At 54.4% G+C, this 16,051-nt stretch carries 9 protein-coding genes; 3 read left to right on the top strand and 6 right to left on the bottom strand.

Annotation, left to right across the window (positions count from 1 at the left end):
• Nucleotides 1–55: 55 nt before the first annotated feature.
• From AC3ZPD_RS15805 to AC3ZPD_RS15780, 6 genes are all read right to left on the bottom strand, one after another.
• The gene (locus AC3ZPD_RS15805) at nucleotides 56–4,696 is read right to left on the bottom strand and encodes a S8 family serine peptidase (RefSeq protein ID WP_490985249.1); all 4,641 of its coding nucleotides are present in this window, start codon (nucleotides 4,694–4,696) and stop codon (nucleotides 56–58) included.
• A 73-nt stretch (nucleotides 4,697–4,769) separates the two neighbouring features.
• Nucleotides 4,770–8,468 (bottom strand): S8 family serine peptidase, encoded by a 3,699-nt coding sequence (locus AC3ZPD_RS15800; protein ID WP_490985248.1) that lies wholly within the window; start codon nucleotides 8,466–8,468, stop codon nucleotides 4,770–4,772.
• 794 nt (nucleotides 8,469–9,262) lie between these two features.
• Nucleotides 9,263–9,871, bottom strand: coding sequence for a hypothetical protein (locus tag AC3ZPD_RS15795; RefSeq protein WP_490985247.1), 609 nt, complete (start codon nucleotides 9,869–9,871; stop codon nucleotides 9,263–9,265).
• The gene (locus tag AC3ZPD_RS15790; RefSeq protein ID WP_490985246.1) at nucleotides 9,861–11,630 is read right to left on the bottom strand and encodes a sensor histidine kinase; all 1,770 of its coding nucleotides are present in this window, start codon (nucleotides 11,628–11,630) and stop codon (nucleotides 9,861–9,863) included. Before AC3ZPD_RS15790 ends, AC3ZPD_RS15795 begins: the two co-directional genes overlap by 11 nt.
• Nucleotides 11,627–12,307, bottom strand: coding sequence for a response regulator transcription factor (locus AC3ZPD_RS15785; protein ID WP_490985245.1), 681 nt, complete (start codon nucleotides 12,305–12,307; stop codon nucleotides 11,627–11,629). The genes AC3ZPD_RS15790 and AC3ZPD_RS15785 overlap by 4 nt, the downstream gene beginning before the upstream one ends.
• A 270-nt stretch (nucleotides 12,308–12,577) precedes the next feature.
• Entirely contained in the window at nucleotides 12,578–13,069 is a 492-nt protein-coding gene (locus AC3ZPD_RS15780; RefSeq protein WP_490985244.1) for a low molecular weight protein-tyrosine-phosphatase, read from the bottom strand.
• A 208-nt stretch (nucleotides 13,070–13,277) separates the two neighbouring features.
• On the opposite strand from AC3ZPD_RS15780, the gene AC3ZPD_RS15775 reads away from it, so the two are divergent.
• The 3 genes from AC3ZPD_RS15775 to AC3ZPD_RS15765 all read left to right on the top strand — a co-directional run bounded on the left by AC3ZPD_RS15775 (nucleotide 13,278) and on the right by AC3ZPD_RS15765 (nucleotide 16,038).
• Nucleotides 13,278–14,258 (top strand): aldo/keto reductase, encoded by a 981-nt coding sequence (locus AC3ZPD_RS15775; protein ID WP_490985243.1) that lies wholly within the window; start codon nucleotides 13,278–13,280, stop codon nucleotides 14,256–14,258.
• Between the two features lie 126 nt (nucleotides 14,259–14,384).
• Nucleotides 14,385–14,591: a hypothetical protein gene (locus tag AC3ZPD_RS15770; protein WP_490985242.1), complete on the top strand. Its 207-nt coding sequence runs from the start codon at nucleotides 14,385–14,387 to the stop codon at nucleotides 14,589–14,591.
• A 241-nt stretch (nucleotides 14,592–14,832) separates the two neighbouring features.
• Nucleotides 14,833–16,038 (top strand): MFS transporter, encoded by a 1,206-nt coding sequence (locus AC3ZPD_RS15765; protein WP_490985241.1) that lies wholly within the window; start codon nucleotides 14,833–14,835, stop codon nucleotides 16,036–16,038.
• Nucleotides 16,039–16,051 lie beyond the last annotated feature (13 nt).

Raw genomic sequence — 16,051 nt, 5'->3', positions numbered from 1 at the left:
CTAAGTGCCGCAGCGGTTTGCAGCAAGCCCCCGCAGACGGCAATCGAAATCGCCGTTAATCGATAAGACCGGCAGTTTGAAGCAGGTTCGCCAACACCATGGCCACAGCTTCACGGCTGGTTGCTCCCAGCGGATTAAAGCGGAAATCTCCTTGTGCTTCGAAGCCTTGCATAAGTCCCAAATCCGTTACCGTCTGGACGCTCTCCTGAGCGTACGTTCCAATTTGGCCCGCATCCGCATAAGACGGCTTCACGGTTGGCACGGACTGCGGAATGTTCAGCAATCGGACGGCTCTGGCCAGCATGACTGTCAGGTCCTGCCGGCTGATTTTAGCGTCCGGCTGGAACTTTCCGTCAATGCCTTGGATCAAACCGGCTGCATAGGCTGCGGCTACATCCTGCGCATACCAGTCGCTTCCCTTCACATCGCTGAAAGGTACCGCCTGGCCCGTCTTCTCCAGCCCCAGTCCGCGAACCAGCATGGAGGCGAATTGGGCGCGGGTGACGTCTGCTTTAGGTTCAAATTTACCCGCCGATGTCCCGTTTAACAGGAAGCTGTCGGCCAGCTTTTGGATTTGATCCTTCGCCCACGATGTGTTGGTATCGCTAAAGTTTGCATGGCGTTTCGCTACCGCGTAAATAGAGAAACCCGGCCGGTTGATGGTGACGATCGTGGACCCGTTTTGCGCCGGCGTAAACCGAGCAGGAACCGGATAAACCTTTCCTTCCTCCTCGTAAAGGGCGCCAGCAGCTGCAGGTTCCACTTCTTGGTTAACCAGGAAAGCCCGTTTAAACGACTGGGCCGCCGTAAGCGCAACAGATGTTGTTTTATCGCCGGACGTCATATTAGCCTCGAAGGAATAGGCGTCACCTACAATTTCCGCCTCCGGATAGGCCGATTTGAACGACGAATCCGCAGCCGTTTGTTTTTGCACGCTGAGGGTAAGTCCGGCACCTTCCTGAAATCCGCTTAATGCGGCGAGCGGGAAGGCCACCGAAGCTGCGTTCCAGGTGAAAACTACGGAGCTGCCGGCAGGCGCCTGTTTAAGCATGACGACCTGTTCGGGAGAAAATTGCAAGTCAGCTTCCGTTGAAGCCTCATTCTCTGCCGACAGGATAATTGCTGCAGGCTGATTTAATCCCGCCAGCGCTTTCCCGAGTTCGGCATCCGTTGTGGTTACGGTCAGTTTCCGGTCTGTCAGAACCGCTGAAGACTCGGTCTCTACGCTTTTTTGCCCTTTTTGAAGGACGGTTTGCGTTACGTCAGAGTTTGCCGCCGGCTTGCCGGTCTGGACTCCGCCGTCATTTCCAGCCGGAGGAGGGGTCCCCGGACTTGGTCCTGGGCCTGGGCCGGGACCAGGATCAGGGTTCGGATCGGGACCTGGTCCGGGATCCGTTCCCGGGTCATCCGGATTTCCGCCGCCCGGATTGTCCGGATCCGTTCCCGGATCATAGCTGTGATCCACATCTACGGTCTTAAATGCTACATTGACATTATTTTCGTCTTCCACCCCGTTAGGCAGGATGTGAACGGCCAGCATGACCAGTTTCACTAAGCCGTCCGGAAGTTCGCCGAGGTAATAGGTGCCATCCTCGTTAGGGATGGTTGTAAAGGTGCCGTTATAGCCCACGGATGCGTAACTGCCGTCAATTTGCTCGAACTTTATGTTGCCTGGAGCAATGGTTTCAGCGTAATTTTTGGCATACATATCCGCCAGCAGGCCGATCACGTTATCGTTCACGTCCACGGCAAGCAGGTAAACTCGGTTAATGTCGCCAGCCGTCAGCCTTGCGGATACGTCGATCGGATGATGCCCCGGAGCGAGCTTTACATCCGACAACCGCATGTCTTGAAGACCGAAGTCATTATCGCCGGAAGTTTCGCCAATGTGAATAACGAAAGGCAGATGAAGCGTTGGAAGTCCTGCGCTTTCAAGCACAACTTCCCCTTCATAGACGCCATCCGCTGCTTCCGGTTTGGCTTTGGCTGTCAAAGTAAACGGATGGGCGCCGCCCGGGGATACCGTCACTGTGTTGGAATCGGCGGTATCCATGCCTCCAAGGGACATTTCAATATCGGTAATGTCCGGAGTAGGAATAACGTCGTTTGGATCGGAGGTGACCTGTGGATGCATTTCGACTCGCGCCGTATAAGTCAAAGGGGTTTCCGACTTGTTTTCCAGCTGCAGCGGCTCCGTCACCGCATCGCGGCCTGCCTCCAAAGTTCCGAAGCTGACGCTGCTGGCCTGGCTGGCCATGATCGCGGCATTCATATCGGCGTCGTAAACCTTGATATCATCCATGGCTTTCAGCAAGGCCGGCGTTTCAATCGCATGGGCGATGTTGCCGCGGCCCGCTCCTTGGGAATAGACATCATAAAGCGTACCTTCGGGATCGGATAGAGCGTCCGCCGTATTCGCCAGAGCCGCGCGGATATCCAGCGGCGTCCATTCCGGGTGAGCCTGCTTCATCAGCAGCGCCAGTCCCGCCACATGAGGGGTCGCCATACTCGTCCCGCTGATGCGGTTATAAGCTTGGCTGTAGCTGGCATCCGGGTTGTATTTCCCGTAAGCGGGCCAGGTCGAATAAATATTGACGCCCGGAGCGCTGATGTCCGGTTTGATGCCGTAGTTGCCGTCGGAGTTGGGCCCGCGGGAGCTGAAGCTTGCGATGTTGTCGCCGGGGATGATATTTTCTTCAAATTGCGAAGCAAAGGTGAACTTCACAGGTTCGCCCGGATGGGCCAAAATCTCCCTCGCTAAAGCACGGCCTTCGAAGCCCGCCATATCGAAGGTTGGAATGAAATCGAAGTTGTCGCCCAGATAGGCGGAATCTCCGATCGGCCCGTTCCGGCCCGGTATATCTTCGGATAGATCAGCCTCAGGCGAGTCCGCGCCAAGCGAATTGCCATTAAAGATAATAGCTGCTTTTGCGCCGGCGTCATGGGCTTTTTTGATCTTTTCATCAAAGGTCAAGTTCCCGCGCGAAATCAGTACCACCTTGCCCGCAACGTCGGCGGAGCGGTAGTCCTGGCTATCGCCAAGACCTACGTAAACCGCGTCCAGAGGACCGGAAAGAATATCGGCGAAGTTCGTGCGGCCCGTAGTCCAGGCGAGAGCTTCTATCGGATAATCGGATCCCGCCGCTGCAATCTGCGGGGCATAAGTAACATCCGTAACGGAACTTTCCGGCTCATTCCCGGAAGACGGCGGCACCTCTTCCGCTGGCGGCGCTGTTTCTTCCGCCGGCGGCGTTGTCTCTTCCGCTGGCGGCGCCGTCTCTTCCGCTGGCGGCGCCGTCTCTTCCGCTGGCGGCGCTGTTTCTTCCGCTGGCGGCGCCGTCTCTTCCGCTGGCGGCGCCGTCTCTTCCGCCGGCGGCGCCGTCTCTTCTGCTGGCGGCGTCGTCTCTTCCGCTGGCGGCGCCTCTTCTTCCATGGACGGCTCCTGTGCGGCATTTAGAGCCGCAGAAATCCCGACTAAAGCCGAAAACTGACCGCTGAAATGCCGGGTTTCGGTCGTAGCCGCAGCTACGGAGATAGCCAGCTGCGCTCCGGCCGGAGAACCCATGGAATAATAGTACGGGCCGGAATCCGCCGCATTGCCGTTTGCGACAACGGCCGTAACGCCGGACAATACGGCATTATTCACCGCTATGGAGTCCGGGGAATTAGGGTCTTTTTCGGCATCCGAGCCCAAAGACATGTTAATGACGTTCATCCCGTCCTTGACGGCCCGTTCGATGCCGTCGATCACCGTGGCCGAAGAGCCGGACACTTCACCGCTCGGGGTTCTTCCGAGCACTTTATAAACGTACAGGTCAGCCTCGTAAGCAACGCCTTTCTGCACCATCTCCGGCGTTGGATTTACGGCTCTTCCTACGATCGTTCCCGAAACGTGGGTGCCGTGCTGAGTCCCCTCAAAACCTATGCCGTAAGGGTCCTCCTGCGGTGTTAGCGGCTGGTCCTCATACGGATCCGGGTCGTTATTAACAGAATCATAACCCCCTTTAAAAGCGTCTTTCAGATCCGGGTGATTATAATCGACGCCCGTATCAATCACGCCGATTTTCAGTCCTTTGCCGGTCAGATTTTGAGCCCAGGCCGATTCCACGCCGAGCTGGTCAAGCGGACCGTGATCATAGGAAGGCTCTCCGATTCCGGCCCCCGGTTCCTCATCGTCCAGCGGGTAATAAGTATAATTTTCATGAATGCTGAGAACGCCGGGCATTTTCGCAAGCTCCGGAATCCGGTTCGCCTCGACGGTAACCTCCATACCGTTCAAGACCGTATTGTATTGATGGTTTACCTTTAAACCGATTCCCTTGGTGTTTGCCGAACTGACAAAGGATGCCTGCTCCTTGAGTACGGATTGCTCCGCCGACTGCACCGAAAACGATCTCTTCTTGAGCTTGGCCGAATAGTTGCCGACAGCTACAGGATCACCGCTCATCTGCACAATGACGTTGACTTTGGACGTTGACGTTGTATCGATCCCGGGAGAAATGATGGGAGCGGAAGACGCGGGTTTTTCCTGCTGCTCCATAAGTGTTTTAACGCGGTTCAAAAGCTCCGGTGAAAGCGATGCGCCCGAATCGGCGGCTGTTCCGCTGCCTGCTGCCAGGCTGTTTAAAGGCACGCTCATCATGAGCAGCAGGGCGGCGGCAAAGGCGGCCGTCTTTTTCATAAGTATGTTCTTCAAGTTTCCGTTCCCCTTTTCCGTATGAAAATAATGAATAACGCAGACAATCAGCCCTTCGTGAAACATGAAGCAATTATTGGGTTACGTAAAAAGCATCGATAGACACGTAATGGCCGGAGGAAAGCGCGTTTTGGGAGGCCGTTCCTACGACCCGGACGACATGGCTGCCTGCAGCCAACAAAGTCGATTCGAAGACAGGAACCCGGAAACTTGCGTGCTCGCTGTACAGGTCAACCGGTTCTGCCGTTGCCAGCTCCCCGTCGATGTAGACGTCGACCTTGCCCCGGTTGGGTCCCGTTTGCGCAAGAAGCTTGACTTTCGTACCCTGGAAGGTCAGCTCGGCGGCATTGCCGGCTGTGTCGGCATATTTGGCGCTGCCTCCGGAATGCCGGGCAGACAGATTCACCGTCCAGATGCCCTCAAACGAAACATAGGCGCTTGTATCCTCATAAACTTTGGTAATCTCGCCCGATGCCGGTTTCGTAATCCGAAGCGCATCCACGTTGATTTCATAGCCGGCCGATTCCGGGTTTTTGTCATGCAAATTCACAATTCGCAAAACATGAGGACCGCCAGGCAGCTCGTCCGACTCAAAAACATCAGCCTGATACTGCTTGGAGCGGCTGTAAAAATCGACAGGTTCAACCGTCGCGGGTTGATCATCGATGTAGATCATCGCTTTACCGCCGTTTGGAGAAGTCGCGGCCATCAGCGTGACCTTGGTTCCCGTGAAGGGCACCTCCGCGTAAGCGCCAGAGATGCTGGTAATCTGCATTTTGCCGCCGGAATAATTAGCATTGGAAATTAACGTCCATGCACCGGTGTATTGGAAAGAAGGGTCGGATTCTTCTAGGAGCACCGGATAATCGACGGCCGTGTTTTGTACCAGAAACGAATCCACGTTGACGGCATGAACCGTCCGTTTTGCGGCAGGGTCCGCTTTGCCCGTCCATTTAACTTCAATGGTGTGATAGCCGTATGGCAGCGGCTGCTTGAAGACCGGTTGACGGGGCCGCGGAGTGACGCTGTAAAGAGAAACCGAGGTTGTTTTTAGTCCGTCCAGGTAAACATCCGCAACCCCCATCCGGTCGTCCTTAAGGGCTGTCCACTCGATTGAGCTTCCGGTGAAGGCAAATTTGACGCTGCCGGCCTCATCCAGCCGTTTGAGGGTGCCTCCGGAATACCCGGTCCCCGGCTCCGAAGACCAGGAGCCTTGATAAGACAAGGAAGCATCGTCATCCTCATAGGTTCCTGCCCCCGAGGTTTCTTCCATTCCAGAGATAAGCGTGTACCCGCCTGAGCCGCTAACGGCGGCAACGTCCACGTAATAGTAGCCGCTCTCCGGGGCCTGATAAGAAAAAAATTCAGCTGAGCTTCCCTGCCGCGCCGACTCTGCGACCACTTCCCCGCTCGCCGATAAATCGGACGCTTCAGGGCTATAAAGCCGAAGATCGAAGTCGGTGTCCTCGCCCCCGCTCAGCGAGAGGTTCAACTGGTCTCCTCCGTTCAGATGCACATAATAAACATCATGGGGATCGCCGGCCGAATCGAGGATTCCTTCCGTCTGCCCTTCTTTGAGCAGCTGTCCGGGAAGGTTGTCGTCGGAAAGGGCCTTGAAGGCATTGACCATCTTCCCGGTGCTGGTTCTTCCGGCCAAGCCCTCCAGCGGCTTGCCGCTAAGCAGCACCCTTTCCCTGACGGCTTCCGCGCCGAGGCCCGGATCCTGGCTAAGCACTAGCGCGGCCACTCCGGAGGCATACGGGACGGCAAGATCGATGCCGTCGTACCAATCGTAGTCTTCGATTTGAACGGACAGATTGGTTTGGGTAACGGAAGGATCGCTGGACCTGTAATCCTCCATCAGGTCAACGGTTGTGGCCGTCGTTCCGCTTATTCCGTAAGTTGCCCCCTCATAAACCGTCCCCGGCTGGCCCTCGGCAACGTTCCACCTGGCTGAGTCTCCCAGCCGGTCCTGCAAATAACGGACGCTCTCCAAATGCAGCATCTTGTTCACAAAGTCGCTTTGCTCGATGTTAAAAAGCGCCCCCGCCCCAGACAGCAGCAAATGGCCGCCTCCCTTTAGGTAGGCCGTCAAGCCGGCTTGGTCGGCCGGTTTCAAAACCGTTGTCTGAGCCCCGAACGGATTGTTTCCCCAGCCTTCGCCCGAAAACCAGATGACGATATCGTATTTCTGCAGCGTTTGGAGCGGCGGGCCGTCCTGGGCCATGTTCACGCTGATCGTGTCGTGCGGCCGTCCTCCCAGCAGCATTTGATAAGTCGGCAGCTTGTTTATATCCTCCGCTTGGACCAAGTTGGGAGTAACCCAATATTCATCATCCTGCACGAGCAGTATGGAGGAAGGGCTTCCGTCCGGCTTTCCCAGATAATCGAGCGCTCGGTCAAAGGCATCCTGCTGGACGCCAAAGTCCATGGACTCGAAGCCCGGTTCGTTATAGACAGCTTTATAGGTGCCATTGCCGATCTGGAAGCCTACTCCCGGATTGCGTATGGGAAGCGTCGTCAGGATATTGCTGGCCGGTGCCCCCATATCAATCGTTTTTTGTCCGTAAACGTCGATCAGCTGCCCGTTCATATCCATGCCGGCGACCGCCAGAATATGATCGCTGTCATAAGCGGCGGGGTATTCGGGCGAAAGATCCTTATTCGGGTTGATGTAGTCCATCCCGCCGTTTACGACAAACAGCATGGATGAAGCGTCAATCGCATCCTTAAGCGCCTGGCTGTAGCCGTTCAGACTCCAGCTGATGTTCACGATCTTCGCCCCCATGCGCTCGGCGTAATCGATCCCCCAAAGCACATCCGACAAATAACCGTCGCCGTTTTTACCCATAATTTTTACGGGCATGATTTTTATGTTTGGCGCCGCGCCGTAAATTCCGTTTCCTTCAGCCCCTGAGCCGGCCAAAACGCCGGCGGCCTGCGTGCCGTATAGATCATCATCAAAAATGCTGTAAGGAGCATTGTTATTCCCGTAAAAATTCCAGCCGTTCACGTCGTCGACAAATCCGTTACGGTCGTCATCGACCCCGTTGCCCGGAATCTCGCCGGAATTGGTCCAAATCCTGTTTTGCAGGTCCGGGTGATTGATGTCCACGCCCGTGTCCAGCAGAGCAACGACCGTGGACGGACTCCCCGTCGTAATGGCCCAGGCTTCGGGAGCATCAATATCAATGTCCGGTATTCCGTGATCCGGAAATGCAAAAGGTTTCGTGATTTGCTGGCCGGTATTATTCAACCCCCACTGGTCCGGGAACCTCGGATTGTCCGGCAGAGAAACTTCAGTCAAAGACGGGCCGGCATTTACCAGAGTTTTAGAGGGTTTGTTTAAAGAGGCCGTTGATTCAGAAGAGGATGTGCTCCGTACTATCTTCATGTCCGGTTCGGCGTAAAGCACGTTTGGATCCTTGTTTAAATCGGAAACCACTGTGGCGACATCGGCGCTCGCCGCGAGGTTCAGGACTTCGAGGCCGGAGATGGACAGCGGCTTATAAGTGGGGGCCGCATTGGCATAAGCCCGGTGCACAAGGGTACGGTCCGCCCCGCTTTTGTATTTCACGATGACCCGGTGACTGGCATCAGCCGTATCCGCTGCATCCGCACGGGGCAGGATCCGGGGGCTCTGTGCCTGCAGGCCCGAAGCCGGCCGGGTACCGGTATCCAATTCGGCCGCGGCCCCCGATGGGACAACGCCAAAAGCCAAGGATACGGAAAGCATGAATAAGAAAGATTGTTTCGCTACTTTTCTGTTCAAGTGGTTCGCTCCTTCTGTCAAACTGTCTGACTGGTAAATTCGACTGATAGGTACGATGATGGAGGATCTTGGAGGATGGGCAAAAGAGATAAAAGAAATCAAAAAAATCGGCCTGGCTTGCTAGCCGGAGGATCCCTGATTCAAGAGGAGGCAAAGACCGGAGCTTATGACAGGGCGTCATAATATGGTTTCCGGTACGAAAAAAAACGCCCCTAGGCAGAACGCGCCGCGCCGGAAAGGCAAAATCAATTCTGTTATAGATCTGAATAATCTGTTGATCTTGCTAGCGTAATAAAATAAACGGGTAGGTTTTGGAAAAGATCGATGGATCGCCGTTAAAGGCGATAAAGTGCCGGAGCGGCTTGCAAGGCGAGGTGTTTAACGCCTCTGGGAAGCCATTCCCTGATGATGATGGAGGTTAACATTTTGAAAATAAAGCAGCTTGAAAGATCGAGGTAGACTAAATAATAGACTAAGATTGAACTGTTTGCCTGAGAAGATCACCTCTTTTCTACAATAAATCATAGAGAACATGGAGTGCTTTGAAAATGGACTTCCTGACTAAACTATCAATTAGGTCCAAATTTAAGGAGATTATATAGTCGTGTTAAGAAATCCGTCAATGATTCTGCAAAAAAACTTAAATTCACGAACCTGATTATCAAATACTGTAAATTTATCTTATAAAAACGAACCTATTTACCTCTGAACTCGATATTTGTTCGTAAATAGCTTGCTTCAAAGAAAAAACCGCAGGCCCGGGACATTGGACCTACGGTTATGTTTTCTCCTGATTATTTCAATTCAATTTCCTTTTTCCAGCTGAGCTCATTCCCCTGCTCATTCTGGAACAAAAAGCTGACCTCGCCCTTTTCGCCTTTCATGTCGGCCGGGTAGAAAAATCCGGAAAATTGGCCGTTTCCGCTAATGTAAAATCCGTCCCCTCCTGTTTGCCCGTTCTGCAGGGCCTCCTGCGGGGTGCTCGAAAATTGGTGTGTATCGGAAACCCACTGCATTTGTTTCAGCGTGTAGCCTTCGGGCACCTTCTGGATCGAAAAATCAAAGCTTCGAGTTTCCGTAGTAGGCTTTGGCGTTTGGTCGATGATGATCAAAATTTTCCCGCTGCCGTCCTCCGCTCCGGCATTGCCGGAAGGGGAACCAGTCGTGGAAGGGGCTGCATTTGAACCCTCGACCGGAGCCGGAGCACTGGAGGCTCCGTCGGGTTCCGCTGACGGGGCTGCCGAAACCGTGGAGCCGTTTTGGCTTGTTTGAGCAGAGCCGTTCGTGCCGCTGCCTCCCGCGTCGTCCGTTTGGCTGCCGCCCGTTTCCGATTTGCCGCAAGCGCTGGTCACCAGCATGAGCAGCAACGCAGCTCCAACAAAAATCGTTTTATTAGTTTTCATCTTCGTAGTCTCCTTTAAATTCGTTTAATGTAAAATAAAACGCTACGCCTTGCGCGGTATTTACCGCGCCAAAGCGGCTGCCGTGCAGCTCCAGAATATGCTTGACGATCGCAAGCCCCAAGCCGGTGCCGCCGGATTTGCGGTCCCTGGAACGCTCGGCCCGGTAGAAATGGTCCCAGATCCGGCCCAAGTCTTCGTCGGCGATAGCGGAGCCCGTATTTTCAATCCATACGGTGATTTCGCCACCTGCGGAAGGCCTGAGCTCAAGGGTAATTTTCCCGTTTGGATTCGCATGCCTGACGGCATTGCTCAGCAGATTTAACACCACCTGCTCCAGCTTGGCCGGATCTCCGGTAACGTAGCTTTCCCGGCCTCTCCCCTGCGCCTCCATCCGGAACTCAAGCCCTTTTTTCTCCATCTGCTGGGAAAAGGAAGCAGCAAGCGTCTGGATAAACTCCGCTAACGGGAAAATTTCCGGATTCAGCCTGACCGCCTTTAATTCATATTTGGAAAGCTCCAGCATATCAAGAATCAAAGCGTTCATCCGGTCCGTCTCATTGACGATCAGAGACAGATAACGCGCGCGTTTATCTTCGGCTACGCCGTCCTGAAGCCCTTCCGCAAACCCTTTAACGATGCCCAGCGGCGTCTTCAGCTCATGGGAAAGGTTAGCGATCAGCTCTCTGCGGAGCTGCTCCGTCCGCTCCTTCTCCTCCACATCCTCCTGGAGCTGCAGATTAGCCTCCGAAAGCTCTCTCAGCGTATCGTCAAGGCGGCGGGAAAGGGTGATCAGGTTGCCCGACAGCTCGCCAAATTCATCGCGGGAGCGGATTTCCGGCTGTCCCGAGAAGTCCAGCCTGGCCAGGCGTGCCGACAGCCGGTTAAGCTTCACCAGCGGTCTGGATACAAGCCTTGAGTAGATCAAGGAAAGCAAAAGGACAAGGAGCAAAAGGACCGGCGCCGCATATACAAAATACTGCTTTAAAGTCCCCACCGCTTCGCCGACCGGCTGCAGCGAGGTCATGACAAACAAGTATCCCCGCCCTCCTTGCATCTGCTGCTGGGGCAGCGGCTGGATGAGCACCGCATAATGAACGCCGCTCCAATCGTCTATCCATTCCCGCTGGAGAAGCTTGCCCTCCCGGAGCCGTTGATCCGGCCCGTTTTGCGGCCCAAGGTCCTTGAGCGCGTTGTCGATAAGCGCGTCCTGATAATAAGGATTAAAGGAGCGCTGCTGCGGCACGATCAGATCGGTGATCGTCCCGGTAACCCGCACCAGTCCTTCCCCCGGCTCCGCGCCCGACGGGCTGAGATCCACCGGATGCAGCACCGTATCTTGTTCATCCATATAGATCCCGTCCACCACCAGCCGGTCGCCGGATTTGACGTTCGGCTGAATGCCGCTGACCGGCAGCCCTTCAAGCGGGAACAGGACGGTAACGGTTTTCCCCTCCGTCCGGAGTTGAATAAAATAAGGGCTGATTGAAACTCTTGTGAAATCGCCGTTTAAAATCGCCGTGCTGGCATCGTTGCGGTTCATGAACGAACCAAGCATCCGCGAAAGCTCCAGGTCGCTGCCCTCGCCCTGCTGGAGCTGCTTGGCAAAAGTCTGTGCATTGTGAGCCAGGGCATTGATTTTGGACGAGCGGTAAAAACGTTCGAAAAACAGCCCTTCCAGCAGCATCGTTACAGAAAACACAAGGAGAACGAGCGCGGAGGTAACGGCAAACAGCTTAAAAACGACGCTGCGCGTCCTCATGTTTCCCCCTCGAACTTATAACCCGAGCGGATGATCGTGGCGATATACCGTCCCTCTTCCCCAAGCTTGGCCCGCAGCTTCTTGATATGCGTATCCACCGTACGCAGGTCGCCCAGATAATCGTAGCCCCAAACACTGTCCAAAATATATTCCCGCGGCATAACCCTGCCGTAATGATTAATCAGAAACAGCAGCAGATCGTATTCCTTAGGTGAAAGATTCACCTTGTTCCCGGCTACGGTCACCGTATGCGACTGTTTGTTCACCGAAAGCTGCCCTTGCACGAACAGGTCGCCCTGATGCTGCGGACTTTGTTCCGCCCGTTTCATCAGCGCCGCCGCCCGGGCGACGAGCACCCGCGGACTGAGCGGTTTAGTCACGTATTCATCCGCTCCAAGCTCAAATCCGAGCAGCTGGTCATCGTCTTCGGTCCGGGCCGTAATCATGATGATCGGGACATTGGACTGACGCCGGATTTCCCGGCAGGTTGACCACCCGTCCAGCTCCGGCATCATGATGTCCAGAACGACCAGCTCCACTTTCGTTTGAGCGAACAGCTCCAGCGCAACGGCCCCATTTTCCGCTTCGTAAACGTCCCAGTTTTCCTTCCTAAAATAATCCGTTATAAACTCGCGCATCAGCGCATCGTCTTCCACCAGCAATACCTTCCGCTTCATTCCATTCACTCCGTATCTGCCGGGTCTCTGTTCCCTGTTCTCTGTCTTGTCCCCATAATTCCCCAATTCACCCAAGCATATGAGGATTCGGTGAACTTGGGTCGTCTCATTTCTCTTTCTTCCGCGTCCCCAATCCGAGTATAAAAAAAACTTGTGTCCATCGTGTGTAGCTTCGAAAAGAAAAAAGGAGCCGATGCGGCTCCTCAGTTAGATGAATCTATACATTTATCCGGTATGCCAGGACTTTCCTCGAATCGCCGCAGTACCGCTTTACAGCCGATGCTTCTGACGGATGTGCTCCAGCAAAGCTTTGTTCCCTCTGCCCACCAGCTCGTAGGTCTCGTCAAAGTCGCCGGTGTAATACGGGTCGGGGACATCTTTGTTCTTTACGTCCGGTACCAGGTCCAGCAGCCTGATCACCTCGGTCTGCGTTCCCTTCATCAGCCTGCGAAGGTTTTGTACATTGGAGTCATCCATGGCTACGATATATTCGAATTCCGAAAAATCATTGGCCGCTACCTGCCGGGCCCGCAGTCCTTCATAAGAAATGCCGTACCGCTCCAAAATGGTCCGCGTCCCTTGATGCGGCGGATGCCCGATATGCCAGTCCCCGGTGCCTGCAGAATCTACGCGGAAGCGGTTCTCAAGCCCCTCCTCCCGCACCAGATGACGGAACATGGCTTCAGCCATCGGCGAGCGGCAGATATTGCCCAGGCATACGAACAAGACCCCGATTGTTTCCGTTTGTCGATCCGTTGTCATCTCTATCACCTCAAACCGATAGTACATGATGGCACCTGACGTGACAAGCCTGCGTTTTTTTACCAATGCAGCGGTTTATCCTTAGACGCTTAAGCAGGGATTTGCAACTGCCGACGCCGTAATCTAAACTAAAGATAAGCACATGCTTATGTGGACATGCTTGATTCATTGCCAAATCATATCCGAATGGAAGGGATGGAGAATTCGCATGCAATACGTAAGACTCGGAAACACCGGGATGCAGGTATCCCGCCTTTGCCTGGGCTGTATGACTTACGGCGATCCCGAACGCGGCAATCATACCTGGTCGCTGAATGAGGAGCAGAGCCGCCCTTTTATCAAGAGGGCGCTGGAGCTCGGCATTAATTTTTTTGATACGGCCAACGTTTATTCTGACGGCAGCAGCGAAGAAATTGTCGGACGGGCTTTAAAAGATTTTGCCAACCGCGATGAAGTGGTCCTCGCTACTAAAGTGCGCAGCGTCATGCGCCCGGGCCCTAACGGCGGAGGTTTGTCTCGCAAAGCGATTATGTCGGAAATCGATAACAGTCTGAGAAGACTTGGCACCGATTATGTAGATTTGTATCAGATCCACCGCTGGGATTATAACACGCCGATCGAGGAAACGATGGAGGCCCTCCACGACGTGGTTAAGGCCGGCAAAGCCCGTTACATCGGTGCTTCCTCCATGTATGCCTGGCAGTTCCAGAAAGCGCTGTTTACGGCTGAGCGCCATGGCTGGACACGTTTTGTCAGCATGCAGAATTACCTAAACCTGCTGTACCGAGAAGAAGAACGCGAAATGCTTCCGCTCTGCCAGGCTGAAAATATCGGCGTTATCCCTTGGAGCCCGCTGGCCCGCGGCCGGCTGACCCGGGATTGGGAGGAAACGACCAACCGTTCGGAAAATGACAAGTTCGGACGCGGCTTATACGCGGCAACCGAAGAAGCCGACCGCAGGGTAGCGGCCGTCGTCAAGGAAATCGCCGAAACCCGCGGCGTACCGCGCGCGCAAATCGCGCTTGCCTGGGTGCTGCAGAAGCAGCCCGTAACGGCGCCGATTATCGGCGCGTCGAAACCGCATCATTTGGAAGATGCGGTCGCAGCACTCGAAATCGTCCTGACCGCCGATGAAATTCAACGGCTTGAGGAACCTTATGTGCCTCATCCGGTAACGGGATTTGTATAAGAATTGATTTAGAAAAGGCGCTCCGGCTTAGCCGGAAGCGCCTTTCTTTTCTTTTTCCATTCGCCAGATCGCCAAATTTTCTATATACTGTAAAACAAGATTAAATCTTCAAAAGGAGTTGATCCTTTGCCTGATCCTTTTGATTTCAACGTTTCGCCGAATCCCGGCACCAACGATCCTTATGCCCATAAAGCCAACCACGACGTTTATCAGCAGAAGCTGCAAAAGGAAGGGGTTCCGGGGCTTTGGCGGCAAATCACCAACCAGCTTATTGCCTGGGCTATTTTTGCCGGAATTGTTTGGGTTGTCGTTTGGCTTGGACATTTATTTTAATGCCCGTTTTCCATCGAAAAAAAGTCGTTTTGCCAGGGTGCCGTCGGATAAGCACAGGTCTGTAGATAGGTCCTTCTCCAGCTTTATTTAAGGCCAAAGGAATTTCCTTTGGTCTTATTTGCTTTTTTAAAATAGTTCTTGCTAATCCCCGCAGATTGTCATTATGATGATATAGGTTTTATGGATCTTAAATAGAGATAAAAGACGGAGTTAACATACTGTACAGAAAGGTTGGATTTTCATGGAACTGTCGCATCCCCAGCCGCTAACCACTAAACAAGTCCGGAAAGAGCCGTTTCCGGTTTCGATTTTATCCCTGACGATCGGCGCCTTTGCCATCGGCATGACGGAATTCGTAATCATGGGCATCCTGCCCAATGTCGCTCAGGACTTGAAGGTCAGCATCCCGACGGCGGGCCAGCTCATTACGATGTACGCGCTTGGCGTTGCGGTCGGCGCGCCCATCCTGACCATATTGACCCACCGCATTCCGCAGAAGCTGCTGCTTTGCCTGCTCATGGTCATCTTCATACTCGGCAACGGCATTTCGGTCATTGCGCCGAATTATGCTTTCCTTATGGGCGCCCGGCTTCTGACGGCGCTGACGCATGGCACCTTCTTCGGAGTAGGCGCTGTCATTGCCTCAAACCTGGTAAGGCCGGATAAACGGGCTGGCGCGGTCTCGCTTATGATGGCCGGACTGACGATCGCCAACATTATCGGCGTTCCCCTCGGCACGTTCATCGGCCAGCATCTCGGATGGCGCGCTTCCTTTGCCACCATCGCTTTGATGGGTATCATTGCCTTGATCGGAGTTATTATATTCATTCCAAAAATCAAGCGGGACGAAAGCGGCAGCATGCTGCAGCAGGTCGTCGCCTTGGTTAAACCGAAGCTGATGCTGTTCCTGCTGATCTGCGCGCTTGGCAACGCCGGTTTGTTTGCAGTTTTCACTTATATCACTCCCTTGCTGATGCAAATCACCGGTTTTGCCGAATCGAACGTGACCTGGATCCTCGTGCTGTTCGGCTGCGGCGTAACCATCGGCAATTTCGTCGGCGGCAAGCTGGCCGACTGGAAGCTGATGCCCTCCATCCTGGGCATTTACCTGGTCACCAGCCTCTTGCTTGCGATCCTCACCTTCACGGTCCATAACCACGTAGCCGCTGTGCTGACCGTGTTCTTATGGGGTCTAAGCTCTTTTGCCGTCATGCCCGGCTTGCAGATCCGCGTCATGAGCCTGGCCAAAGGCGCGCCGGCGCTGGCCTCCACTTCCAGCCACTCCGCCGGAAATCTAGGCAATGCGGCCGGAGCTTTTATCGGCGGCTGGGTCATTAACCAGCTTTCAATCTCGGCTTTGCCTTGGGTAGGTGCGCTGCTGGTCGGTCTAGGGTTCGTGCTCGCGGCCTTCTGTTATTGGGCCGAACGGGCAAAAGCCGTCCAATAACCTCAAAAAGAAG

Source organism: Paenibacillus mobilis (assembly GCF_058267595.1).
This window is presented reverse-complemented; position numbering and strand designations above follow the sequence as displayed.